The sequence below is a fragment of the Mesorhizobium sp. M7A.F.Ca.US.011.01.1.1 genome, from assembly GCF_003998295.1.
GTDB lineage: Bacteria > Pseudomonadota > Alphaproteobacteria > Rhizobiales > Rhizobiaceae > Mesorhizobium.
In genome coordinates this window covers 48,313-73,359 of the sequence record NZ_RZRT01000018.1, presented here as the reverse complement: position 1 = coordinate 73,359, position 25,047 = coordinate 48,313, and the positions used below count along the sequence as shown (strand labels likewise).

Here is a 25,047-nt window from a genome sequence, read left to right as displayed (position 1 = left end):
ACTAGATCGACCAGCCGCCGTCGATATTGTAGGCCTGCCCGGATGTATAGGTGGCGCCGGCCAGGTAGACGGCGAGATCCGCGATCTCCTCCGGCGTGCCGAGCCGGCCCATCGGCTGGCGGGCGATGAAGGCGGCGCGGGCGGCATCGTAGTCGCCTTGCGCGTGCATGCGGTCCTGCAGCGACGGGCTCTCGACCGTGCCGGGGCAGATGGCGTTGCAGCGTATGCCCTTGCCGACATAGTCGGCGGCGATCGCCTTGGTCAGGCCGATGACCGCGGCCTTGGTCAGGCCGTAGACGAAGCGGTTGGGCACGCCCTTGGTCGAACTGGCCAGCGAGGCCATGTTGATGATCGATCCGTCGCCGCGTTCCAGCATGCCGGGCAGCACGGCCCGGCTGGTGCGGATCATGGCGCGAACATTGAGGTTCAGCGCGAAATCGAGGTCGCCGTCCTTCATCTCCAGGATCGAGCCGGAATGGACGAAACCGGCGCAGTTGAACAGCACGTCGACGACACCGATCTCGGCGAAGGCGGCGTTGACGGCTTCGTCGTTGAGCACGTCCAGCTTGCGGGTCTTGATCCCCGGCGTCTTGGCGAGTTCCGCCAGCAGGGCCTCGTTGATGTCGGTGGCGTAGACGATGGCGCCAGCTTTTGCGAAGGCCAGTGCGCTCGCCTTGCCGATGCCTTGCGCCGCTGCCGTGACGACAACGACCTTGCCTGCCAGATCCGCCATACTGTTCTCCTCGTCCGCTGGGATAGTCCGGGTCTACCTGCGGCTGGCCAAGGCGTCATGTGCCAGTCACGCGCGATCATGCGGCCTGCGCCGTTGAACGTTCACTGATAAAGATGTTTTTTCTCGTTAAAGAACATCTATCCATGCGTCAACCCCGAACACGATTTCGATAGCACCGGCGGCACATCAATCGCCGTAAGGCACCCAGACATTCTTCACCTCGACGGCGCGGCGCAGGAAGGCATCGCCGGCCGTCTCGTCGGATGCCCAGTCGATGCCGCGGCCATTGCCGCTCCAGACGCGCTTGAGGTTGCCGATGGACTCGGCTTCCGCCTTGGCGCAGGTCTCGGCATCGGCGAACACCCACAGCCCGTCGACATCGTCATGTTTGGCCAGCACGCCGGCGAGTTCGGCGCTGCGGCCGGTGACGATGTTGATGGCGCCTGAGGGAATGTCGGAATATTCGATGACCTGGTAGAGATCGGTGGCCAGCAACGGATAGCGCTCCGAAGGCACCACGACCACGGTGTTGCCCATGGCCAGCGCCGGTGCGACCAGCGAGATCAGGCCGAGCAGCGGCGAGCTATCCGGCGCGACGATGCCGACGACGCCGACCGGTTCATGAAGCGCCAGCGTCACGGCACGCGCCGGCGGCTGGTGCACGCGGCCCTCGAACTTGTCGGCCAGACCGGCATAGAGGAACAGCCGTTCGATGGATTGTTCCACCTCTTCCCGCGCGGCCTTGGGCGTAGCGCCGGTCAATTCGGTGAGACGGGCGGCGAACTCGCCGGCACGGCCGGAAAGATTCTCGGCCAAATAATAGAGCACCTGGGACCTGTTATAGGCGGTCGCCTCCGGCCAGGCCTTGGCCCCGCGGGCGGCGGAGACAGCATCGCGGATATCCTTGCGGCTGCCGAGACCAACTTCGCCGGCAAGCTTGCCCTTGGCGGTGGCGATGGCGAGCGAATAATTGCCGTCCGGCCGTACCTGCTTGCCGCCGATGAACAGCTTAGCCGTGCGGTCGATTGCCGAGCCGTCGGCCTGCTCGACTGGCTGTGCGGAGGTCGTCGCCGGCTTGATGATCGGGCCGAGCGGCAGCTTCGCCGTGAGATATTCGAACATGCCCTCGCGCCCGCCTTCGCGACCGAAACCGCTCTCGCGGTAGCCGCCGAAGCCGCAGGCGGCGTCGAACATGTTGGTGCCGTTGACCCAGACCACGCCGGCCTTCAATTGCGGCGCGACGTGCAGGGCAAGGTTGACGTTCTCGCTCCACACCGAGGCGGCGAGGCCATAGCGCGTGTTGTTGGCAAGCTCGATCGTTTCCTCGGTGTTGCGGAAGGTCATGGTCGCCAGAACAGGGCCGAACACCTCTTCTTGCGCCAATATGTTAGCCGGCGAAACACCTGTGGCGAGCGTCGGCAGATGGTAGTAGCCGGAAGACGGCAGCGCCGCATCCGGCTGCCAGCAGACAGCGCCCTGCCTGGCACCTTCGGCGACCAGGCCCTTGACGCGCTCGAGCTGTGTGGCGTCGACCAGCGGGCCGATATCGGTGTTCTTGTCGAGCGGGCTGCCGACGCGCAGCCGGCTCATCCGCGTCTTGACCTTGGCGATCAGGGCGTCGGCGATGCCTTCCTGGACCAGCAGTCGCGAACCGGCGCAGCAGACCTGGCCCTGGTTGAACCAGATACCGTCGACCAGGCCTTCGACGGCGCTGTCGAGATCGGCATCCTCGAAGACGATGAAGACCGACTTGCCGCCAAGTTCCAGCGACAGTTTCTTGCCCGAGCCGGCGGTGGCTTTCCGGATGATCTTGCCGACTTCGGAAGAACCGGTAAAGGCGATCTTCTGGATGCCGGGATGGTTGACGATGGCCCCGCCGGCCTCAGGACCGCCCTGCACGATGTTGACGACGCCTTTCGGCACGCCGGCGCGTTCGCAAATCTCGGCGAACAGGATAGCGGTCAGCGGCGTGAACTCGGCCGGCTTCAGCACCACGGTGCAGCCGGCGGCGAGCGCCGGCGCGATCTTCCAGGCCAGCATCAGCAGCGGAAAGTTCCACGGGATGATCTGGCCGACCACGCCGACACCCTTATGGCCGGGGAAATCCTTGTCCAGCGCCTGCGCCCAACCGGCATGGTGGATGAAATGGCGGATCGCCAGCGGCACGTCGATGTCGCGGCTTTCACGGATCGGCTTGCCGTTGTCGATGGTCTCAAGCACTGCGAACAGGCGCTGGTGGCGCTGCATGGCGCGGCCGATGGCATAAAGCACCTTGGCCCTGACATAGCCTGAGGCTGCCGACCACTTAGGCAGCGCCTTGGTGGCTGCCGCAACCGCCGCATCGATATCGGCGGCGTTGGCGTCCGAGACCTTGGCCAGCAGCTTGCCGGAAGACGGCTCGCTGGTCTCGAAGGTGTTGCCGCCGGCAGCGGCTTTCCAGTCGCCGCCGATGAACAGCGCCTTGCCGAAATCGCGCGCGGCAAGCCACGCGTCGGCCTCGTTGCGGGCTTCCGGTGCCGGGCCGTATTCCATGGCGTGGTAGCGGTCGAGAATGTTCATCAGGTGCCTCCTTCACCCTCCCGCCTGGGAGGGTCGATCGGCAAAGCCGATCGGGGTGGTGCTCAAGCCATCGCGTGGCGATGATTGGCCGAATAGTGCCCGGTCAAATGGTGTTCGAGCTGGCGCTCGATGTCGGTCAAGAGGCTCGACGCGCCGAAGCGGAACAGCTCGGGCTCCAGCCATGGCCGGCCGAGTTCTTCCTTCATCAGCACCAGCCAGTCGAGCGAGGCCTTGGCCGTCGAAATGCCGCCGGCCGGCTTGAAGCCGATGAGATAGCTGGTCTCCTCGAAATAGGCTCTGATAGCACGCACCATGGCGAGCCCGACTGGCAGCGTCGCGTTGACGCTTTCCTTGCCGGTCGAGGTCTTGATGAAATCGGCGCCCGCCATCATCGCCACCATCGAGGCCAGCATGACATTGCGCAGCGTGGCGAGGTCGCCGGTGCCGAGGATGACCTTCAGATGCGCGTCACCGCAAGCGGCGCGCATCGAGACGATCTCATTGTATAGCTCGCGCCATTTGGCGCCGAACACCAGCCCGCGTGGAATGACCACGTCGATCTCGTCGGCGCCGTCGCGGACCGAGGCTTCGATTTCCTGCAGGCGGGTCGACAGGGGTGCCAGACCATGCGGGAAGGCGGTGGAGACGGCGGCGACATGGATGCCGGTGCCGCGCACGGCATCGACGGCGGTGGTGACGAAGGGATGGTAGACGCAGACGGCGGCCGGGCGGATGGTTTCACCTGATATGCCGAGGCCCTCGACAATGTCGCGGCGGAACGGGTTGATCGCCTTGGCGCAGAGCCGGCGCACGCGCTCCTCGGTGTCGTTGGAATTCAGCGTCGTCAGATCCATGCAGGAGACGGCCTTTAGCAGCCAGGCGGCCTGGTTGTCGGCCTTGATCGAGCGCCGCTTGGTCAGGCTGGCGACGCGCCGTTCCAGCGCCGAGCGGTTGACGCTGCGCACCGATTCCATGAAGCCGAGATCGAGCTTCATGCCGGGATTGCGCGCAATGCGATGGTCCGGTGGAACGGCTGTGTTGGCGGCGGCACGCGCCGGCAGCGGCGTCACCTTGGACGAGCCGATATCGGCTTCTCGGATTGTGCTGCTCATCTCCTGCCCTTTCATTCAGCGACGTGTGCCGAAGATAGCCCGCGAAGTCGTACTTCACGAGTCCTGCAGCGGTGATAGCCGAAAAAGGCGGCGAAAGCAGCAGTTTTTGACCGCGCGGTCAAAAACGCAGACTTCGAGATGTTAGGTGCGGCTCAGCCGACGAAAGCGCGCTCGACCACGAAGGTCGCCGGGTGGCTCAGCGAACCTTCCTCGAAGCCGAGGCTTTCGGCCAGTTCCTTGACGTCCTTCAGCATATGCATCGAGCCGCAGATCATGATGCGGTCGGTTTCCGGGCTGAGCTTGTCGATGCCGAGATCGCTGTAGAACTTGCCGGAGCCGATCAGCGCGGTGATGCGGCCCATGCGTGCCGACTCTTCGCGGGTCGTCGAATTGTAGAGCGTGACGCGCCCAGTGGTCAGTTCACCGATCAGCGGGTCGCTTTCCAACGCCGCGACCAGCTCCTGGCCGTAGGTGAGTTCCGCATTGTCGCGGCAGGTATGGGTCAGGACCAGCTGATCGAATTTGTCGTAGGTGTCAGGGTCGCGCAGCAGGCTGGCGAAAGGCGCGATGCCGGTGCCGGTCGAGATCATGAACAGCCGCTTGGCCGGGGTCAGCGCGTCGACCACCAGCGTGCCGGTCGACTTCTGGCGCATGATGACGGTGTCGCCGACCTGAATCTTCTGCAGCTCCGAGGTCAGCGGGCCGTCCGGCACCTTGATCGAGAAGAATTCCAGCTCTTCGTCCCAGGCCGGACTTGCCACCGAATAGGCGCGGTACACCGGCTTCTCGGCATTGGGCAGGCCGATCATGACGAACTCGCCGGAGCGGAAGCGCAGCGACTGCGGACGGGTGATGCGGAACGAGAACAGCCGATCGGTATAGTGCTTCACCGAGACGACGGTTTCGGCATAGACGTTGGCCGGAATCGGGAACTGCAGCGGTCGGGCGCCGACGGTGTTGAGAGCGGATGTGGTGTTCATCAAATCCAACCTTCTGGCCCAACCGTGGACGCGGGCGCCAAACTTTCACCTGCACGCCCGGACCATTCAGATCCCGGCGGGCTGTTCGCACACTGCAAAGCGGCAAGCTCTTGTGTCCGGAATTTATTAGTATACAAACGATATTTGCGTCAAGATGCTCCCTTAAAACAGCTTTCCAAACTGGCGCATATCCGTAGTCCGCGCATTTCGGGTTTCGACGATGGAAGAGAATATTTCGGCGCAAGCGAGCAATTCCCGGGGAAATGTCGTCGCCGGTATCGATGTCGGTGGCACCTTCACCGACCTGCTCCTGATCGACGGAAGCGACGGCGGCCGGGTGTATCTGGCCAAGACGCCGACCACGGTGGACAACCAGGCTTTCGGTGTCGTTTCGGCACTCGGCGCCACCGGATTTGCCATCGATAGCATCGACCTCATCGTGCATGGCACGACCACCACCACCAATGCGGTGCTGGAACGCCGGTTGGCGAAAACCGGCATGATCACCACGCGCGGCTTTCGCGACGTGATCGAGCTGGGCCGGCGCACGCGGCCGCAGGCCTATGGCATGACCGGCAGCTTCGTACCGATCATTCCGCGCAATCTCAGGCTCGAAGTCTCGGAGCGTGTCGAAGCGTCGGGCGCGGTGCGCACGCCGCTCGACGAGACCGAGATGCGCGACGCCGTGCAGACGCTGATCGCGGCCGGTTGCGAATCCCTCGTCATCCATTTCCTGCATTCCTACGCCAACCCGGCACATGAGCGGCGCGCCGTCGAAATCGCCGCCGAGCTCTGGCCGAACGGCTACATCACGGCAGGCCACGCGCTGCTGTCGGAGGCGCGCGAGTTCGAGCGCGGCGTCACCGCTTCGGTCAACGCCTCGGTGCAGCCGATCCTCGAACGTTATGTCGAGCGGCTGCGCAAGGAACTGGCTGCAAAAGGCTACGCCCGCGACTTCCTGATCATGAACGGCAATGGCGGCATGATCTCGGCGCGCTTCGTCACACGTGAATCGGCCAAGACGGTCATGTCCGGCCCGGCCTCGGGCGTCATCGCCGCGGCCTATACCGGAAAACGCGCCGGCTTCGAAAACCTCGTCACCTATGACATGGGCGGCACCTCGACCGACGTGGCGCTGATCCGCAATGCCGAGCCGGCAGTCTCGAACGAGATCGAGATCGAATATGCGATGCCGATCCATGTGCCGATGGTGGCGGTGCACACGGTCGGCGCCGGCGGCGGCTCGATCGCCCGCGTCGATGCGGCCGGCCTGATCCAGATCGGTCCGGAAAGTGCCGGCGCCAATCCCGGCCCGATCTGCTACGGACGTGGCGGCCTCGAGCCAACCATTACCGACGCCAATCTGGTGCTCGGCCGGCTGGCGCCGAAGAAGCTGCTGGCGGTCCAAAATCCCGTCACATCAGAGCGCGTCACCAGCATTTTCGAGGACAAGATCGGCAAGGCGACCGGCCTGTCCGGCGTCGAGGCGGCGGGCGCGGTGCTGCGGCTCGGCAACATGAAGATGGCCGGCGCCATCCGCATGGTCTCGGTGTCGCGCGGCCATGACCCTCGTGATTTCGCGCTGTTCGCCTTTGGCGGCGCCGGCCCGCTGCATGCGACCGCCCTGGCGCGCGAACTCGGCCTGCCCAAGGTGCTGGTGCCGGCGCGTCCGGGCATCACCAACGCACTCGGCTGCGTCGTCGCCGACCTGCGCCATGACTTCGTCAACACCATCAACCAGCCGGTGGCGGTGCTCGACGAAAAACAGCTTCATACTGTATTGGAACGCCACCGAAACGAAGGTGAAGAGCTGATCGGCAAGGAAGCGGTGAAGCCGGAGACGATCCGCGTCACCCACTCCGCCGACATGCAGTTCGTCGGCCAGACCCACATCATCAACGTGCCGCTGCCGTCCTCATCGGTGACGCGGGCAACGCTGCAGCAGCTTTTCGAAAAGGCCTATTTCGCCCGCTTCAAGGTCGAACTGCCGGAAATCCGCGCCAACCTCGTCAATCTCAACACGTCGGTGACCGGCGTGCGTCCGGCGATCGATCTGTCGCGGCTGATCGATCCGGCGGGGCGCGCAACAACGCTGGATGAGGCAAGGCGCGAAATCCGGCCGGTCTGGTATGGCGGGCGCTGGCACGACACGCCGGTATATGCACGCGAAAAACTGCCGCTTGACGCTGAAATCGAAGGGCCGGCGATCCTCGAACAGATGGACGCCACCACCGTGCTCGAGCCCGGCGACCGCGCACGCTGCGACGCCGACGGCAACATCATCATCGACATCGGCGAGGCCTGAGATGTCTGACATTGACATGGCAAAACTCGACGCCATCACGCTTTCGGTTCTCCAGGCCGCCTTGCAGCAGGTCTGCGACGAGATGGACCTTACGTTCTCTCGCGCCGCTTTCTCGCCTGTCATCGCCGAGGCCAACGACCGTTCCGACGGCATCTATTCGGCTGTCGATGGTTCGCTGATCGCGCAAGGCTCGCAGGGCCTGCCGGTATTTGTCGGCGTCATGCAATATTCGACCAGGACGGTGATCGAGATGATCGCCGACGGCCGTTGCCTGCCGCCGGAACCAGGCGACATCTACATCGTCAACGACCCCTATCTCGGCGGCACCCATCTGATGGATGTGCGCTTCGCCATGCCGGTCTACCGGGCGGGAAAAATCTTCTGCTGGCTGTCCAACACCGGCCACTGGCCAGACATTGGCGGCTCGGTGCCGGGCGGGTTTTCGGCCTCCGCGACCGCAGTCGAGCAGGAAGGTCTGCGGCTGCCGCCGGTAAAACTGTTCAAGAAGGGCGTGCTCGATCCGGAGATCTACGCCATCATCTGCTCCAACATCCGTGTCGCCGACCAGCGCATCGGCGACATCAGGGCCCAGGCCGCCGCACTGCTGATCGGCCAGGACCGGCTTAACGGAATCCTGGATCGTTACGGTGACGAAACCGTTGTCGAGGCGATCGCCGAACTGCGCCGCCGCGCGGCCGAGCAGATGCGCGCCAACATCTCAGCCATTCCCGACGGCACTTACCATTCCAAGGCGTTTGTCGATTCCGACGGGGTGGTCAACGAGCCGCTGACCATTGCGCTCGCCGTCGAGAAAAAAGGCAATACGCTGACCTTCGATTTCACCGGCTCGTCCAAGCCGTGCGCCGGGCCGATGAACAGCGTGCTGGCGACGACTTTGTCCTCGGTCTATCTCGCCATGCGCCACATTTTCCCCGATGTGCCGATCAGCGCCGGCGCGTTCGAACCGCTTGAAGTCAAGCGGCCGGAAGGCACTTTCCTCGACGCCAGATATCCGCGACCGGTCTCGGGTTGCGCGGCCGAAGTGTCGCAGCGCATCGCCGAGGCGGTGTTCGCGGCGATGGTGCAGGCATTGCCGGACAAGGTGACGGCCGCCCCCGCCGGCTCCAGTGGCAATTTCGCGCTTGGCGGCAACGACCCGGCACGAGGCCGCGACTACGTCATGTACCAGATCTCCGGCGGCGGCTATGGCGGCAATTCAGGCCATGATGGGCTGACCAATGGCTGCTCGACCATCGGCATTTCCAAATCGCCGCCGGTCGAGATCATGGAACAGGCATTCCCGGTGCTTTACCGCCGCTACGCTTTGCGTGAGGGATCCGGCGGCGCAGGCAAGCATCGCGGCGGTTTTGGCCTCGCCTATGAGGTCGAGATCCTGCGCGGCGACGCCCGCGCCTCCTTCGTCATGGACCACGGCCGTTTTGGCCCGCAAGGCGCGCTCGGCGGCAAGGACGGCGCGGTCAACACGGTCACCGTCTTCCGCAATGGCGAGGAACATGTGCCGCCGCACCTCTCCAAGGAGCAGGACCTTGCGCTCAAGGCCGGTGACCGCGTGCGCGTCGGCACGCCGGGCGGCGGCGGCTACGGCGATCCGCTGCAGCGCGATCCGGATCTGGTGCTGCGCGACGTGGCGCTGGGGTACTACACATCAGAGGAAGCCACCGAAAAGTTTGGCGTTGTCCTCTCGGCCGGGGAGTTGACCATCGACCGGACGGCGACCAACAAGCAGCGCGCCGGGTAACGCACCACCGATCGCCTGGCCTGGATCGCCCGCCGCGCCGCGATCGCCGCAGCGCATGTCGTTTCCGTCTCCGCCACACGCCTGGAAGACCGTAGACTTCCCGCTTTCAACGGGGAACTCAAACATGCGTCTTTCCGGTCGTTTCGTGCTTGCCGCTTCCGTCGCTCTCACCCTTGCCACGGGCGCCGCCTCCGCCCAGGACAAAAAACTCAGGATCGGTACCGAGGGCGCCTATCCGCCCTTCAATTACGCCAGTGCCGACGGCACGCTGGGTGGCTTCGACATCGACTTGGGGAAGGCGCTGTGCGCCGAGATGAAGGCCGAGTGTGAGTTCAGCGTGCAGGATTTCGATGGTTCCATACCGGCGCTGCAGGCCGGCAAGTTCGACGCCATCATCAACATCACCATCACGCCCGAGCGGGCCGAGAAGGTCGAGTTCACCCACAAATACTACCAGACGCCGCCGGCCATCGCCGTGCCGAAGGACTCAACCGTCGCGGGCACCTCGCCGGACGATCTGAAAGGCAAGGCGCTTGGCGTGCAGACCGCGACCATCCATCAGAAATTCGCCGAGCAGAAATACGCGGGCTCGACGGTCAAGGCCTATCCGACCGGCGACGACGCCCGCACCGACATGGCCAATGGCCGCCTCGACGCGATGATGGACGGCTCGATCATCTTGACCGAGTGGCTGAAGAAGCCCGACGGCGCCTGCTGCAAGCTGCTCGGCACGCTGACGGCCGATCCGGCCATTCACGGCCCCGGCGTCGGCATCGCGCTGCAGAAGGGCAACAAGGAGTTGGCCGACAAGCTCAATGCAGCCATCGACGCGCTGCGCGCCAATGGCAAGTACAAGGAAATCAACGACAAGTACTTTTCTTTCGACGTCTACGGCAGCTGAGACCGTTTGGAAACTCTACTCTGGCGGCCATCTGAAGGCGTTTTCTGCGCTTCCGGTGCTCACGGACCTGAATGTCCGCTGCGCTCCGGTTCTCGAAACCACCATCATATGACTCGCCAGAGCGAATTTCGAAACGGTCTCGGGACAGCAATGAATGATGGAGACTTCCTTGGCTGAGCGGCGTTCCCCTTTCTACAGCAGCATCGTCGGGCTGGGCGCGACCATGGGTCGTGTCGGGGGCGATTTCATCTCGGCCAAAACTTATTCCGGCATTGCCGACGAGCACCTGAACACCCGCAAAAACGTCGGCGTGCAGGATCTCAGCACGATGGGCAAGATGGACGTCAAGGGGCCGGACGCCGAGGCGCTGGTCAACCATGTCATCGTCAATAATGCCGCCGCCATGAAACCGGGCCAGGTCCGCTATTCCACGGTCTGCCGCGACGATGGCGGCATCATGGACGACCTCACCGTGTTTCGGTTGGGCCCGGAGCACTTCATGCTGGTGACCGGCTCGGTCAACCGCCTGAAGATGCTGCCCTGGCTGCATCATCACGCCCAGGGCCGCAAGGCCTATGTCACCGACATCACGGCGGCCATCGCCTTCCCGACCATCCAGGGTCCGCGCTCGCGCGAACTGCTGAAAGCGTTGATTGCGGATGCCGATCTGGATGGACTGAAGCGCTGGTCGTTCACGTCGGGCCATATCAACGGCACGCGGGTGCTGATCTCGCGCACCGGCGTGACCGGCGAACTCGGCTTCGAATTGTTCGTGCCGGCCGACGAGGCGGCCTCGCTCTGGGACGCGCTGATGCGCACCGGCCGTGACTTTGGCCTGAAACCCTATGGCGTGCTGGCGATGTTCACGCTGGGCCTGGAAAAGGCCTACCCGGCGCACGGCATCGACATGGACGAGAGCCGCACCCCGTTCCATGTCGGCCTCGACCGCTGGATCAAGTTCGACAAGGGCGATTTCGTTGGCCGCGAGGCGCTTCTCAAGGTCCGCGACACCGGCCTCGACGAGCAATGGGTTGGGCTGATCCTCGACGGCGACAAGCCGGCCGCGACCGATGCCAAGGTCCTGGCCGATGGCGAGGACGCCGGCATCGTCACCTACAGCGACCACGGCTATTCCCTCGGCAAGGTGCTGGCCACCGCGCATCTGCGGCTGCCCTTCACGGCTGTCGGCACCGAATTGAACATTGATATCGGTGGTCAGCCGACGCGTGCGGTCGTGGCGCCGATACCGTTCTTCGATCCGGAAGGGATGAGGTTGCGAGGTTAGCTGACCCCCATCGGGTGTTTCGGCCTTTCCAAGGTATGCGGGCCGTCAACCCGAGCGACCGTCGAAACTTCTGCGGTAGCCGGAACGATCAGCTTTCGCCATCGATCAGCGTCTCCAGCAAATCGAGCAACTGCTCGAGTTTTTCGTGGCCGAAGCGCTGTTCGATGTCGTCATAAATGACGCGACGCTCGGGCGACAGGGCGTCGATCAAGGCGGAACCGGCGGGCGCAATGGTTAGAACGACGCGGCGGCCGTCGCCTTCGGCCTTGTTGCGGGTGATGAATTTGCGGCCCTCGAGCGCCTTGATGATGCGCGTCAGGCTGGGCGGCAAAACCGAGGCGCGGTCGGCGAGTTCCGTCGCCTCGACCGGGCCGGCTTCGCTCAGCACGCGCAGCACGCGCCATTGCTGTTCGGTCACGTCATGCGCGGCAAGCATCGGCCGAAACCGCGCCATCACCGCTTCGCGGGCATGAAGCAGCGCCATCGGCAGAGAACGACGGGTATTTTCAGGCAGCAAGAAAAGAGCCTCCCACGCTTGCGATCGAAACAGGCCTCCCTCGGCCGAATCCGCCTGCCAGGGCCCGTTCCCGCCATCCCGTATCGTTGCGCCAACCCCGATGCAAGGCTTGACTTCGCGCATGCTGCATGTAATTAACGAGTTAACTACAACAAGGCAATAACCCAGGGAACGAAACGCCGTGCCTCACTTCTCCATCGAGTATTCGGCCAATCTCGATGCCAAGGTCGATATGGGCGAATTGTGCGCTCTGGTGTTGCGCACAGTGCTGGACACCGGGCTGTTCGAAACCGGCGCCGTGCGGGTGCGGGCGTTTCGCGCCGAGGCCTACGCGATGGCCGACAGGCTGCCGGAAAACGCCTTTCTCGACATGTCGTTTCGCATCGGCACCGGCCGCAGCGCCGACGACAAGAAGCGGACTGGCGAGGCTGTCTTCGCGGCGGTGAGCGAATACCTTGGCACGCTGTTCGAGACCCCGCATTTCGCCCTGTCGCTCGAAATCCGGGAAATCGACCCGGTGCTCAGCTGGAAGAGAAACGCAATCCACCCGCGACTGCGCGGCAAGTGACGGAACCCGACATGTCCGACCTGCAAGGCAATCTGAATAAGGCCGAGGCCTATCTGGCCCGCTTCAAGCGCGATGGCGTGTTGAACCAGATCGGCGGCGAGGCGGTGCCGGCGCTCGACGGCACGACGTTCGAAACGCTGTCGCCGGTCGACCTGAAGCCGCTGGCAAGCGTCGCGCGCGGCGGGGCTGCCGACATCGACCGCGCCGCCAAGGCGGCGAAGGCGGCTTTCCCGGCCTGGGCCGCCATGCCTGGCGAGGCACGCAAGAAGCTGCTGCACAGAATCGCCGACGCGATCGAGGCGCGTGCCGAGGAGATCGCCTTCGTCGAATGCATGGATACCGGCCAGGCGCTGAAATTTATGGCCAAGGCGGCGTTGCGGGGTGCCGAGAATTTCCGCTTCTTCGCCGACCGTGCGCCCGAAGCGCGCGACGGCGAGACGCTGCGGACCACGGGCCAGGTCAACCTCACCACGCGGGTGCCAATCGGCCCGGTCGGCATCATCACGCCGTGGAACACGCCGTTCATGCTGTCGACCTGGAAGATCGCACCAGCGCTGGCGGCCGGTTGCACCGTGGTTCATAAGCCGGCTGAATTTTCGCCGCTGACCGCCCGCCTGCTCGTCGAGATCGCCGAGGAGGCTGGCCTGCCGAAGGGTGTCTGGAACCTAGTCAACGGCCTGGGTGAAGATGCCGGCAAGGCGTTGACCGAGCATCCCGACATCAAAGCGATCGGCTTTGTCGGCGAAAGCCGTACCGGCTCGATGATCATGAAACAAGGCGCCGACACGCTGAAGCGCGTGCATTTCGAGCTTGGCGGCAAGAACCCGGTGATCGTCTTTGCCGACGCCGATCTCGAACGCGCCGCCGACGCCGCCGTATTCATGATCTATTCGCTGAATGGCGAACGCTGCACCTCGTCGTCGCGACTGCTGGTCGAAGCCTCGATCTATGAAAGCTTCACCGCCAAAGTCGCGGAGAGGGCGAAGCGCATCGTCGTCGGCCACCCGCTCGATCCGAAAACGGTGGTCGGGCCGCTGATCCATCCGGTGCATGAAAAGAAGGTGCTGTCCTATATCGAGATCGGCAGGTCGGAGGGGGCCACGCTCGCCGTCGGCGGCGGCAAGGTCGATGGGCCGGGCGGCGGCTGTTATGTCGGCCCGACCCTGTTCACCAACGTCTCCAACGACATGCGTATCGCGCAGGAGGAGATTTTCGGGCCGGTGCTGAGCGCTATTCCCTTCAAGGACGAGGCTGAAGCGCTCGCGCTGGCCAACGACACCCAATACGGTCTGACCGGTTATCTCTGGACGTCCGACGTCACCCGCGCCTTCCGCTTCACCGATGCGTTGGATGCCGGCATGATCTGGGTCAACTCGGAGAATGTGCGCCATTTGCCGACACCGTTCGGCGGCGTCAAGAGTTCCGGCATCGGCCGCGACGGCGGGGACCATTCCTTCGACTTCTACATGGAGACGAAGAACGTAGCCTTCGCGACGACCGCGCACGCGATCCAGAAACTCGGCGGCTGACCGGAGGAAATCAGATGCCCTTGCCCAAGCCCAATCTCTATCCCGCCTTCAACATCGTGCGCCTCAGCCATGTCGAGCTGGCCGTCACCGACCTCGCCAAATCCCGTGCGTTCTATGTCGATACGCTTGGCCTCCAGGTCACCGACGAGACTTCGGACACCATCTATCTCAGGGCGCTGGAGGAGCGCGGGCACCATTGTATCGTGCTGAAGAAGGGGGCCACGGCCGAAGCCCGCGACCTCGGCTTCAAAGTCTTCTCGGACGAGGATCTCGACAAAGCGGTGCATTTCTTCAAGGGAAAAGGCCTGCCGGTGGAATGGGTCGAGCGACCCTACCAGTCGCGAACCTTCCGCACCCGCGATCCGCACGGCATTCCGCTCGAATTCTACGCTGAGATGGAGCGGCTGCCGCCGATCCACCAGAAATACGCGCTGTACAAGGGCGTGAAGCCGCTGCGCATCGACCACTTCAACTGCTTCTCGCCCAATGTCGACGAGTCCGTCGCCTTCTACAACGAGCTCGGCTTCCGGGTGACCGAGTATACCGAGGACGCCAGCAGCGGAAGACTGTGGGCGGCGTGGACGCACCGCAAGGGCGGCGTGCACGATATCGCCTTTACCAACGGCATCGGCCCTCGCCTGCATCACGTCGCCTTCTGGGTGCCGACGCCGCTCAACATCATCGACCTGCTCGACCTGATGGCGACGACGGGCTATCTGCCGAACATCGAACGCGGCCCTGGCCGGCACGGCATCTCCAACGCCTTCTTTCTCTATGTCCGCGATCCCGACAACCACCGCATCGAGATCTACTGTTCGGACTACCAGACGGTCGATCCGGACCTGGAACCGATCAAATGGGACCTCAAGGACCCGCAGCGCCAGACGCTGTGGGGCGCGCCGGCGCCGAAAAGCTGGTTTGAGGAGGGTAGTGTGTTTGCCGGGGCGAAGGCACGCCAGCCGGATCTGACGGCGTCGCCGATCATTGCGCCGTGACGATGGACGAGGAGACCCGGATGACTGGACATGGGCGGCTCGCCACCTTCACCGTCGGCGGCAAGGCGCGCTATGGCGCGATCACGAGCAAGGGCGTCGTCGACCTGTCGGCGCGCCACAGACAGTGGCCGACGCTGCGCGAAGTGATCGAGGCCGACGCCTTGCGCCGGCTGGCGGAAGGGGCCGAGGCCTTCGCCCCGGACTTCCCACTCGACGCCATCGTCTACGAAATCCCGATCCCGTCGCCGGAAAAGATCATCTGCGTTGGCGTCAACTATCCGGAGCGCAACGAGGAGTACAAGGACGGCCAGGCTGCGCCCTCCAACCCGTCGCTGTTCATCCGCTTTCCCCGTTCATTCGTCGGCCATGGCGCGCCGCTGGTGCGGCCGCCGGAATCACCCCAGCTCGATTATGAGGGCGAAATCGTCATCGTCATCGGCAAGGCAGGCCGGCGCATTGCCGAGGCCGACGCGCTCGGCCATATTGCGGCGCTGTCGCTGTGCAACGAGGGCACCATCCGCGACTGGGTGCGCCATGCCAAGTTCAACGTCACGCAAGGCAAGAATTTCGACCGCACGGGTTCGATCGGTCCCTGGCTGGTGCCGTTCACCGACGAGGCGCAGATTGCCGACATTGCGCTGACCACCCGCGTCAATGGCGAGCTGCGCCAGCAGGATCGCACCAGCCGGATGATCTTCCCGTTCCGCAAGATCATCAATTACATCTCGACCTTCACGACGCTGGTGCCGGGCGATATCATCGTCACCGGCACGCCGACGGGTGCCGGCGCCCGCTTCGATCCGCCGATCTGGCTGAAGCCCGGCGATGTGATCGAGGTGGAGGCCGATGGCATCGGCGTGCTCAGAAACGGTGTCGTCGACGAGGCAGCGCAATGACCCCGGAGCAAGTGGAAGACGCCGCGGCACGGCTGTTCGAGGCCGAGCGGTCGCGCCGCCAGATCCGTCTGCTCAGCCTCGATTTTCCCGATGCGACGATGGAGGACGCCTACCGCGTGCAAGCGGCGCTGGTGACGCGCAAGATCGATGCCGGGCTGAAGCCGAAGGGCTGGAAGATCGGGCTGACATCGAAGGCAATGCAGTACGCGCTTGCAATCGACACGCCGGATTCGGGCGTGCTGTTCGACGACATGTTCTTCAATGACGGCGCGACGGTGCCGGCCGACCGCTTCATCCAGCCTCGCGTCGAGGCCGAGATCGCCTTCATCATGAAGGCGCCGCTGAAAGGCCCCGGCGTGACCATCTCCGATGTGCTCAACGCCACCGACTACATCACCCCGTCGCTGGAAATCCTCGACACGCGCATCGAACGCATCAATGCCGAGACGAAGAAGGCACGCACCTTCTTCGACACCATTTCCGACAATGCCGCCAATGCCGGCATTGTCATCGGCGGCCGACCGCAACGTCCTGATGAGGCCGACATGCGCTGGATCGGCGCCATCGTCTCGCGCAACGCCGAGGTCGAGGAAACCGGGCTCGGTGCCGGCGTGCTCAACCATCCGGCGATGGGCATCGCCTGGCTGGCGGACAGGCTCGCCCGCTACGGCATGTCGATCGCGGCAGGCGAGGTGGTGCTCTCGGGATCGTTCGTGCGCCCGGTCGAGGCGCGGCCCGGCGACACAATCGTCGCCGATTTCGGCAGTTCGGGCACGGTCAGCATCCATTTCGCGAAGGGCTGATGACCCGCCAGTTCTTATCGATCGGCCCTATTCCCCACGCAGATAGGCAATCACCACATCGGCCGCGATGGCCGACATGCGCATGCCGACATCCCTGGTGATGTCGCCTTCGACGCGGCTCTGCACCCAGCCAAGAAAGGCGAAGGCGCGCAAGGCCGAAAACAGCGGCAGCGCGGCGATGTCGCGCGCCGTCAGCTCCCGCTCCTGCCGATAGCCGTCGAGCAGAGCGGCCTCGATCAGCGGATAGATCGCCTCCTCGCGGTTCTGGTACAGCGCGACGGCAAGGTCGTACATGTGCCAGCCATGGCCGCAATCGTCGAAGTCGATGATGCGGATCGCGCCGTCATGGACGAGCACATTCTCGCGCACCAGGTCGGCGTGGATGATGCCGAAATTGCGGGCGCTGCGTTCATGCTCCGACAGCGCCTTCACGGCCTTTTCCCGTGCCCGGAAAACCAGCTCGCGGCGAGGGCCGTCGAGGAAGGGCGAGGTCTCGAAACGGCCCCATGTCGGGTCCGCGCCGAAGAAGCCGTCGAAATCCCAGGCATGGCGCTCGAAGCCGGCGGGCGGCGTCCAGGCTGACGTGACATTGTGCATGTGGGCGATGGTTCGGCCCTTCGCGGTAAAGACCTGTCTTGCCTCCTCGGGCGTAAAATCCAGCGGCACGCCTCGCGCGCCGACGGCGCGGCCTTCCAGCCAGCTCAAGCAATCGACTTGCCGGGGCTGCGTAGAAGCGGCTGTGCTGACGAGCACGAACAGATCGCCTGCCTGCGTGGCGACCGGCGAGGGTGTGGCGATGCCGGCCGATTGCAGAAAGCCCATCCATTGCAGTTCCGAGCGCAGGGCGGCATCCGTGTGATAGCCAAGCCGATGAATGCGCATGGCGGCCGGCTGGCCGTTGGATAAGCGGATGCGGAAGACCGCGTTCTCGCGGAATTTCAGCAGCTCCGGCTCACACTCACGGATACCCCAATGGGCGAGCGCACGCCTGGCGAGCGCCGTGACGTCCGCTGCCGTCTCGGGCCCGGATTGCGCGGAAACAGCGTTCACGCCTTCACTCCGCCGACTTCACCCAGCACCTCGTCGAGGACGCCGATCATTGCGTCGGCATTGTCGCGCGAGAACGGCATTGGCGGGCGGATCTTCAGCACATTGCCGTGGATGCCAGTCTTGCCCATCAGCACGCCGCGATGGCGCATGCGGTTGGCGGCCTGCTCGGCAATGTCGGGCGCCGGCTCGCGCGTCTCGCGGTCGTGAACCAGTTCGGCGCCGAAGAACAGGCCGGCGCCCCTGACCTCGCCGATGCATTCATGGCGCTCGGCCAGCGGGCGCAGCAGACCGAGCGCATAGGCGCCGACATCGCGTGCGTTGGCGACGAGATCTTCCTGCTCGATGACGTCGAGGACGGCATTGGCCACCGCGCAGGAAACCGGATTGCCGCCAAAGGTGTTGAAGTAACGGAAAGCGTTGCGGAAGGTCGCCAGGATCTCCCCAGTGGTGACCACGGCGGCGACCGGATGGCCGTTGCCCATCGGCTTGCCCATGGTGACGATGTCGGGAACGAAGCCAGCGCGCTGGTGGCCCCAGAAATGGCTGCCGGTTCGGCCGAAACCGGGCTGCACCTCGTCGGCGATGACCAGCCCTCCGGCGTCGCGCACCGCGCGCATGGCATCGTCGAAGAAGCCGCTGGGTAGCGTCGGAAAGCCTTCATTGGCGAGCAGCGGGCAGAGGATGATGCCGGACAGGCCGATGCCGTCCTCTTCCAGCGAGGCGATGGCTTCGCGCACCGCGTCGCCAAAGGCTTTGCCGTTGGCCATCGCATCCGGATGGCGATAGCTGTCGGGCGCCGGCACCAGCCTGACATTGCGGGCGCGACCGCCGACCGGCGGCATGCGGGTGCTGAGCTGCGAAACCGCCGTGGTGTTGCCATGGTAGGTGGCGTCGGTGGCGATGATGCCCATGCGGCCGGTGGCGGCCTGCGCCATGCGCAACGCGATGTCGTTGGCCTCACTGCCGGTGCAGGTCAGGATGGCGGACGACAGGCTGGCATCGAAGGTCGCGGTCAGCCGCTCGACATAATCGAGGATGGCGGTGTGCAGATAGCGTGTGTGGGTGTTGAGCAGGCTTGCCTGCCGGCACAAGGCCTCGACCACATGCGGGTGGCAGTGGCCGACATGCGCGACATTGTTGTAGGCATCGAGATATTTGCGGCCGTCGGCATCGTAGAGCCAGACGCCCTCGCCGCGCACCAGATGCACGGGCTCGTCATAGAACAATTGCGATTTCGCGCCAAGCAGGCGGGAACGCCGGCTAACCAGTGCTTCTTGCGATTGACTCATTGCGTCTCGAAACTCCGTTGTGTCCAGCTAATCGTCAGACCTTCGACAGGCCGGCATCCAGCGCCTCACCGATCTTCGTCACGTCGGCGGCGGTGATGATGAGCGGCGGCGACAGGATGATGGCGTTGCCCGACACGCGCAGCATGACGCCGGCCTCATAGGCGGCCTCCGAAACCACGGCCATGGTCTTCTTGTCGGCCGGCTTTTTCGTCGTGCGGTCCGAGACCAGCTCCAGCGCCGCCATCAAGCCCTTGTACCTGACATCGCCGACGATCGCATGCCTGGCCTTCAGCCCCTCCAGCACGGCCGCGAGTTCGATGCCACGCGCGGCCGCGTTCTCGTTCAGGCGAAGCCGCTTGGTCTCGGCAAGCGCCGCCAGCCCTGCCGCGCAGCCGACCGGATGGCCGGAATAGGTATAGCCATGGCCGATGGCGCCGAAGCTGGTTTTATCCGCCTCGAAGATTTCGGCCACCTTGGCGCCGATCAAGGTCGCGCCGAGCGGGAAATAACCTGACGTGATCGCCTTGGCGATGGTCATGAAATCCGGCTTCACGCCGGACAGACGCGAGCCCGACCATGCGCCGGTGCGGCCGAACCCCGTCACCACCTCGTCGGCGATCAGCAGGATCTCGTGGCGGTCGCAGATCTCACGCACCAGTGGCATGAAGCTCTCATGCGGAACGATGACGCCGCCGGCGCCGAGAACCGGCTCCATGATGAAAGCGGCGATGGTGTCGCCGCCCTGGAAGGCGATTTCGTCCTCCAGCGCCTTGGCGCACAGTTTCGCCAGCCGCACTGGGTCGGTCTCATCGAATGGATTGCGGAAGGTCCAAGGCGCGGGAATGTGGAAGACGCCGGGCAGCAGCGGCTCGTAGTTGCGACGGAAATTGGCGTTGCCGTTAACCGACGCGCCGCCGAAATGGGTGCCGTGGTAGCCCTTCTTCAGCGCCAGGAACTTGGTGCGGTCGGCCTGGCCGCGGATCTTCCAGTACTGCCGCGCCAGCCGAAGTGCCGTTTCGACCGAATCCGAGCCGCCCGAGGTGAAGAAGGTCCGCACCATGCCTTCAGGCTCGAACCATTCGCAGAGTTCGTAGGCGAGTTCGATCGACGGTCCAGTCGAGGTGCCGCGAAAACCGGAATAATAGGGCAGCGCGCCAAGCTGGTCGGCGATCGCCTTCTTGATCGGGGCGCAGCTGTAGCCGAGATTGACGTTCCACAGGCCGCCGACGGCATCGAGCACGGTGTTGCCGGCGATGTCGGTGACCATGACGCCCTCGCCCTTCATGATCACCTTTGGCGGGTTGGCCCGCATCTCGGCCGGATGCGCCATTGGGTGCCAGATCGGCTTGGCGTTGGTCTCTGTGAGGAAATTGATGTCGCGCATGAAAGGGCTCCGCAAAAATCTCAGACAGCTGAAACGAGGTCGAAATGGCCGAGGGCCTCGGCATAGGAATGAGCCGGGCGAGCGACGTCGAAATGAACCGTGCGCATGCCGGCAGCACAGCCGCCATCGACATTGCGCCGCTGGTCGTCGACGAGGACGCAGGCGCCGGCCGGCAGGCCGAGCGCCTCGGTGACCAAGCCATAGGCGCGGCGGTCGGGCTTGAGGATGCCGGTGTAAGTGGCGTCGGTGATCACATCGAAGAAGCCGAGCAACGGCAGCCGCTGGCGGAAGTCGGCGCCGTAGAATAGGTCGAGTTCATTGGACAGGATGGCCAGTCGAAAGCCGGCCGCATGCACCGTGCGAATGGCGCTGTCAGCTTCGGGCCGCACTACCTTTTCCGGCTCCGCGCCACGCGCGCGCCGGACGAAGGTTTCCATCGCCTGCCAGTCCTCGCCGACGAGACGGCCAACCTCGCTTGTGCGGGTGCGCCAATAGTCGCGCTCGCTGATCTCGTCGGCCTGCATGGCGCGCCACAGCGGATCGCTGTCCGGATCGAACGGCCCGCGCCATTGCAGCGTCCCCGGCGTGAGGCCGAGCGCCTGTTCGGTCAAGGCGTGGGTCTCGAACAGTGTGCGGGTGACGACGCCGCCGAAATCAAGGACAAGCGCCTGGGCGGGAACAGCACTCACGCTGCCACTCCCTTGGCCGGCTTGCCGCGCGGGACGATGCCTTCCTCGACCCAGCGGTCGAATATCTCGAGCGCCTTGCCGACGAAGTCGTCGCTGTTGATGTGAGCGTCGATCTCGTGGAACTCGACCCCGGCGGGAATAGCCCTGCGCATTTCGTCAGTGAAGGCCGCGAGAGCCTCGGGTTCATAGAGCGGCTCGCCCTGCGTATCCCATTCCTGGATGCCTCCGGTTGGCAGTATGAAGGCGGAGCGGCCTTTCGCGGCACCGAGCTTGGCGGCGATGGTCCTGGCGACCTGGCGGCGATCGTCGGCATCGACGGTGACCGAAGCGATCAGCCTGTTGTGGGCATGAAACGGCCGCGTCGAGAATTTAGCCGGCAAATCCTGCCAGGTCGGCAGATCGACCATGTCGACCGCCCCGGGGGCGGCGATCTGCGGAGTGCCGCGAGCGCCGGCATTCTCCAGCCGGTCGGTGCCGGAACTGACGACGGAGCCCGCCAGATGATTGGTGATTTCCTGCAGGCTGAAGTCGAACACCACGCAAAAATGGTCCTGACCGGCAATCGATTCGAAGGCGCGGCCGCCCATTCCAGTGGTGTGGAAGACGGCGACGTCATAGCCGCGCTGTTCCAGCGCCGGCTTCAGCGCCTTCATGTAGCGCAGGCAGCTGCTGCCAAGCGAGGTCATGCCGATGGTCGGCCCGATTGCCGGAGCCGACATGCGGGTCTCCAGCACGATCCTGGCCGCGCCGACGACCGCACCACAGGCCTGTGACAGGACCAGCCTGCAGATGCTGTTAAGGCCGTACAGCCCGCCCGCCCAGAGGATCATCATCAGGTCGGGCGCGACGCGCTCGGGCGGGATGAGGTGCGAATAAGCGATGGTCGAGACGACGAATTTCGGCACGCCGAGCGGTAGGCAAAGCGCCACGTCGAGCGCCAGGTCGGTTCCCATCGAACCCCCGATGGCGACGAAGGCGTCGATCTCGCCGCGCTGGTGAAGCTGACGCACCAGTTGCACTGCACCGCCGGCCATCAGCGTCATGGCCGTGTTCTCGTCACCGCTCGAAACGATCTCGGCGATCGTCACATCCACCGCCCGCGCCACGGCATGCTTGTCGTGATCCGGGCTGTAGGGCGGGTCGCCCAGCACGCTGACATCCATCATCACTGCGCTGCCGCCTGACTGCTCGATGCACTGTTTCATGAACAGCAGCTCTTCGGCCTTTGTGTCGCCCGTGCCGATGACCAGGATGCGGGGCGCAGTCTCCGAGCGCATCAGGCCTGCCTCCTCAAGATTTGCAGGTTTTCGCCGTTGAGGCGCATGGATATCTCCCGTGCCGCCGCCCTCACGGCAAGTCCCCGCTCCGTGATCGCGGCTGCCGTCGTTCTGGCCTTTGGCGCCGCTACCGCGATGGTGCCGAGCGCAAAGCCATCCGCCCCGCGGATTGCCGCCGCGACGCTGATCACGCCTTCCTCATAGCCCTGGTCGCAGATCGAATAGCCGCGCTCGCGCGCCTCGCCCGTGGATCGGGAGATGGCGGCCGGCTCGATCAGCGTATGGGCCGTGAAAGCGTCGAGCGAACCCGTCAGGCACGCCTTGACGGTCTCGTCGCGGGCGAAGGCCAGATAGGCGATGCCCGACGCGGTCGAATGCAGGGGCAGCAACTGACCGATGTCGATGTTGACCCGGTTCGCCCATGCCGGATGCTCGACATGGACGGTGACCAGCCTGTCGACGCCGAATTCCGACAAATGCACGGTCTCGGCCGTCGATGCTGCCAGGTCCCGCACCAGCGGAACAGCTGTCTGCAGGAAGGGAAAGCGCGCTTCGCGGATGCGCGCCAGCCGCGACAGGCCGGCGCCGAGGCGATAGTGCCGCGTGCCGATATCCTGCTCGACAAAACCATGGCCGGCCAGCGCAACCAGCAGCCGCCGTGTCGTCGCCTTGTCGAAGCCCGAGCGGCGCGCCAGATCGGACAGGCCGAGCTCGGGCTCGTCGACGCTGAACAGCTCCAGAAGCGAGATCGCTTTTCCGACCGTACTCAAATTTGCCTCCCGGTTCCGGGCAATCATTTAACGTGTGAATTAACTTGACAGGCATCGGCATTGTTTGCAAGTCTATATTCAAAATAACGGTTCAAATAATGAACCGATCACCAGAGTGCATGGGACAGGCCATTCGGCCGGGCGAGCCTGAGGGTTTGCAAAAGGAGGGATCAATGACAGCAGTTGCAGAACAGGCGCCGGCCAACAGGCTGCGCAAGAACAGTCTTGGCGTCGGCGCCATCACCTTCATGGTGATTTCGGCGGCGGCACCCCTTACCGCGGTTGCCGGCGGCACGCCGCTCGGCATGCTGATGGGCAATGGCGCCGGCTTTGCCGGCACCTATCTGATCGTGACGCTGCTGCTGCTTTTGTTCGCGGTCGGCTATGTCGCCATGTCACGCCATGTCGGCAATGCCGGCGCCTTCTATGCCTATGCCGCGCGCGGCCTCGGCAGCATGGCCGGCGGCGCCACGGCGCTGATCGCCATCCTGTCCTACAATGCCATGCAGATCGGGGTCATGGGCCTGCTCGGCGCCGCGACGTCAGGCCTGTTCACCGGCTGGGGCATCAATTTGCCCTGGTGGGTGTGGAGCTTCATCGCCATCGCGCTGGTCGCCGTGCTCGGCTACCGACAGGTCGACCTCTCCGCCAAGATCCTGACGGTGCTGGTGCTGTGCGAATATCTTGTGGTGCTGGTCCTCGACATCGCTATCCTCAAGACCGGGGGCGACAGCGGCCTGTCGGCGGCGCCATTCAGCTGGAGCCAGATCGTCAGCGGCTCGCCGGCCATCGCCATCCTGTTCTGCTTTGCCGCCTTCATCGGTTTCGAGGCGACGACGATCTATGCCGAGGAGGCACGCGATCCAAAGATCACCATTCCGCGCGCCACCTATTTTTCGGTCGTGCTGATCGGTGTCTTCTACATGCTCACGGCATGGCTGATGGCGGTCGGCGCCGGTGTCGACAAGCTGCTGCCGACGCTGCAAGGACTGCAGGATCCGACGACCTTCCTGTTCGGCCTGTCGGATCGTTACGCCGGCACGATGCTGTCGCAGGCGATGAGCATCCTGTTCGTGTCGAGCCTGTTTGCCGGCGTGCTGGCGTTCCACAATGCGGTTGCCCGCTACATTTATGTCTCGGGCCGCGAGAAGCTGTTGCCGCAGACGATCGGCGTGACGCATGCGGAGCACCAGAGCCCGCATGTCGCCTCGGTCATCCAGAGCGTGCTCGCCGCGGTCGTCGTCGGCCTGTTCGCCGTGCTCGGCCTCGATCCGGTGCTGGCGCTGTTTTCGTGGCTGACCAATGTCGCGACGCTCGGCGTCATCGTCATGATGGCGGTGGCCTCGCTTGCCGTGGTGATGTTCTTCCGCGCCAATCCATCGACGCAGGAGAACGCGCTGAAGACCACCATCCTGCCCGGGCTGACCTTCATCGCCTTCGTCATCATCATCTACCTGATCGTCATCAATTTCGGCAGCCTGTCCGGGGCCGGCGGTTTCCTTGGCGTGCTCCTGCCGGGGCTGGTGCTGATCGCCGCGATCGTCGGCCTGCTGCTGGCCAGCGCGCTGAAGAGCCGCGATCCGGTCGCGTTCAAAAACCTCGGCCAGCCGCTGAAAGATTGAGGAAAGCAACGGGGCGGCGTGCCA

The 25,047-nt window shown here is 64.4% G+C and carries 21 protein-coding genes; 10 read left to right on the top strand and 11 right to left on the bottom strand.

Annotation, left to right across the window (positions count from 1 at the left end; genetic code table 11):
* Position 1: 1 nt before the first annotated feature.
* The 4 genes from EOA13_RS18380 to EOA13_RS18365 form a co-directional block, all read right to left on the bottom strand.
* On the bottom strand, positions 2-733 hold the full coding sequence (locus EOA13_RS18380; protein WP_023810854.1) for an SDR family oxidoreductase: 732 nt from the start codon (positions 731-733) through the stop codon (positions 2-4).
* Positions 734-919: 186 nt separating this feature from the next.
* Positions 920-3,292, bottom strand: coding sequence for an aldehyde dehydrogenase family protein (locus EOA13_RS18375; RefSeq protein ID WP_127294712.1), 2,373 nt, complete (start codon positions 3,290-3,292; stop codon positions 920-922).
* 62 nt (positions 3,293-3,354) lie between these two features.
* A complete protein-coding gene (gene deoC / locus EOA13_RS18370; RefSeq protein ID WP_127294710.1) occupies positions 3,355-4,404 on the bottom strand; it encodes a deoxyribose-phosphate aldolase in 1,050 nt (349 codons plus the stop codon).
* Between the two features lie 152 nt (positions 4,405-4,556).
* Positions 4,557-5,384: a ferredoxin--NADP reductase gene (locus EOA13_RS18365; RefSeq protein WP_127294708.1), complete on the bottom strand. Its 828-nt coding sequence runs from the start codon at positions 5,382-5,384 to the stop codon at positions 4,557-4,559.
* Positions 5,385-5,604: 220 nt separating this feature from the next.
* Here EOA13_RS18365 and EOA13_RS18360 point away from each other — a divergent pair, with 220 nt between their 5' ends.
* The 4 genes from EOA13_RS18360 (at position 5,605) to EOA13_RS18345 (ending at position 11,634) form a co-directional block, all read left to right on the top strand.
* Entirely contained in the window at positions 5,605-7,689 is a 2,085-nt protein-coding gene (locus EOA13_RS18360) for a hydantoinase/oxoprolinase family protein (protein ID WP_127294706.1), read from the top strand.
* A gap of 16 nt (positions 7,690-7,705) precedes the next feature.
* Positions 7,706-9,448 carry a hydantoinase B/oxoprolinase family protein gene (locus EOA13_RS18355; RefSeq protein ID WP_127294756.1) on the top strand — a complete coding sequence of 581 codons (1,743 nt, stop codon included), beginning with the start codon at positions 7,706-7,708 and terminating at the stop codon, positions 9,446-9,448.
* Positions 9,449-9,572: 124 nt separating this feature from the next.
* The gene (locus EOA13_RS18350; RefSeq protein WP_127294704.1) at positions 9,573-10,349 is read left to right on the top strand and encodes an ABC transporter substrate-binding protein; all 777 of its coding nucleotides are present in this window, start codon (positions 9,573-9,575) and stop codon (positions 10,347-10,349) included.
* Between the two features lie 154 nt (positions 10,350-10,503).
* Positions 10,504-11,634 carry an aminomethyltransferase family protein gene (locus EOA13_RS18345; protein WP_127294702.1) on the top strand — a complete coding sequence of 377 codons (1,131 nt, stop codon included), beginning with the start codon at positions 10,504-10,506 and terminating at the stop codon, positions 11,632-11,634.
* Between the two features lie 88 nt (positions 11,635-11,722).
* Here EOA13_RS18345 and hpaR read toward each other — a convergent pair whose 3' ends face one another.
* On the bottom strand, positions 11,723-12,118 hold the full coding sequence (gene hpaR, locus EOA13_RS18340; RefSeq protein ID WP_127276380.1) for a homoprotocatechuate degradation operon regulator HpaR: 396 nt from the start codon (positions 12,116-12,118) through the stop codon (positions 11,723-11,725).
* Positions 12,119-12,332: 214 nt separating this feature from the next.
* Here hpaR and EOA13_RS18335 point away from each other — a divergent pair, with 214 nt between their 5' ends.
* The 5 genes from EOA13_RS18335 to hpaH are packed head-to-tail and all read left to right on the top strand — an operon-like array spanning position 12,333 to position 16,942.
* A complete protein-coding gene (locus EOA13_RS18335; protein WP_023810846.1) occupies positions 12,333-12,719 on the top strand; it encodes a 5-carboxymethyl-2-hydroxymuconate Delta-isomerase in 387 nt (128 codons plus the stop codon).
* 11 nt (positions 12,720-12,730) lie between these two features.
* Positions 12,731-14,248, top strand: a complete 1,518-nt coding sequence (hpaE, locus tag EOA13_RS18330) for a 5-carboxymethyl-2-hydroxymuconate semialdehyde dehydrogenase (RefSeq protein WP_127294700.1) — start codon at positions 12,731-12,733, stop codon at positions 14,246-14,248.
* A gap of 14 nt (positions 14,249-14,262) precedes the next feature.
* The gene (hpaD, locus tag EOA13_RS18325; protein ID WP_127294698.1) at positions 14,263-15,243 is read left to right on the top strand and encodes a 3,4-dihydroxyphenylacetate 2,3-dioxygenase; all 981 of its coding nucleotides are present in this window, start codon (positions 14,263-14,265) and stop codon (positions 15,241-15,243) included.
* Positions 15,244-15,263: 20 nt separating this feature from the next.
* Positions 15,264-16,139 (top strand): fumarylacetoacetate hydrolase family protein, encoded by an 876-nt coding sequence (locus EOA13_RS18320; RefSeq protein ID WP_127294696.1) that lies wholly within the window; start codon positions 15,264-15,266, stop codon positions 16,137-16,139.
* The gene (hpaH, locus tag EOA13_RS18315) at positions 16,136-16,942 is read left to right on the top strand and encodes a 2-oxo-hept-4-ene-1,7-dioate hydratase (RefSeq protein ID WP_127294694.1); all 807 of its coding nucleotides are present in this window, start codon (positions 16,136-16,138) and stop codon (positions 16,940-16,942) included. Before EOA13_RS18320 ends, hpaH begins: the two co-directional genes overlap by 4 nt.
* A 27-nt stretch (positions 16,943-16,969) precedes the next feature.
* Here the strand turns inward: hpaH and EOA13_RS18310 are convergent, their stop codons facing one another.
* From EOA13_RS18310 to EOA13_RS18285, 6 genes are read right to left on the bottom strand one after another with little or no spacing between them, the layout of a single operon-like run.
* Positions 16,970-17,992: a phosphotransferase gene (locus EOA13_RS18310; RefSeq protein WP_127294692.1), complete on the bottom strand. Its 1,023-nt coding sequence runs from the start codon at positions 17,990-17,992 to the stop codon at positions 16,970-16,972.
* On the bottom strand, positions 17,989-19,281 hold the full coding sequence (locus EOA13_RS18305; protein ID WP_127294690.1) for an aminotransferase class III-fold pyridoxal phosphate-dependent enzyme: 1,293 nt from the start codon (positions 19,279-19,281) through the stop codon (positions 17,989-17,991). The genes EOA13_RS18310 and EOA13_RS18305 overlap by 4 nt, the downstream gene beginning before the upstream one ends.
* 34 nt (positions 19,282-19,315) lie before the next feature.
* A complete protein-coding gene (locus tag EOA13_RS18300; protein WP_127294688.1) occupies positions 19,316-20,665 on the bottom strand; it encodes an aminotransferase class III-fold pyridoxal phosphate-dependent enzyme in 1,350 nt (449 codons plus the stop codon).
* Between the two features lie 20 nt (positions 20,666-20,685).
* Positions 20,686-21,354, bottom strand: a complete 669-nt coding sequence (locus EOA13_RS18295; RefSeq protein WP_127294686.1) for an HAD-IA family hydrolase — start codon at positions 21,352-21,354, stop codon at positions 20,686-20,688.
* The gene (locus tag EOA13_RS18290) at positions 21,351-22,631 is read right to left on the bottom strand and encodes a Tm-1-like ATP-binding domain-containing protein (protein ID WP_127294684.1); all 1,281 of its coding nucleotides are present in this window, start codon (positions 22,629-22,631) and stop codon (positions 21,351-21,353) included. Before EOA13_RS18290 ends, EOA13_RS18295 begins: the two co-directional genes overlap by 4 nt.
* The gene (locus EOA13_RS18285) at positions 22,631-23,401 is read right to left on the bottom strand and encodes an IclR family transcriptional regulator (RefSeq protein WP_127294682.1); all 771 of its coding nucleotides are present in this window, start codon (positions 23,399-23,401) and stop codon (positions 22,631-22,633) included. Before EOA13_RS18285 ends, EOA13_RS18290 begins: the two co-directional genes overlap by 1 nt.
* A 173-nt stretch (positions 23,402-23,574) precedes the next feature.
* Between EOA13_RS18285 and EOA13_RS18280 the strand changes: the two genes are divergently transcribed.
* Positions 23,575-25,023: an APC family permease gene (locus EOA13_RS18280; RefSeq protein ID WP_127294680.1), complete on the top strand. Its 1,449-nt coding sequence runs from the start codon at positions 23,575-23,577 to the stop codon at positions 25,021-25,023.
* Positions 25,024-25,047: the final 24 nt, after the last annotated feature.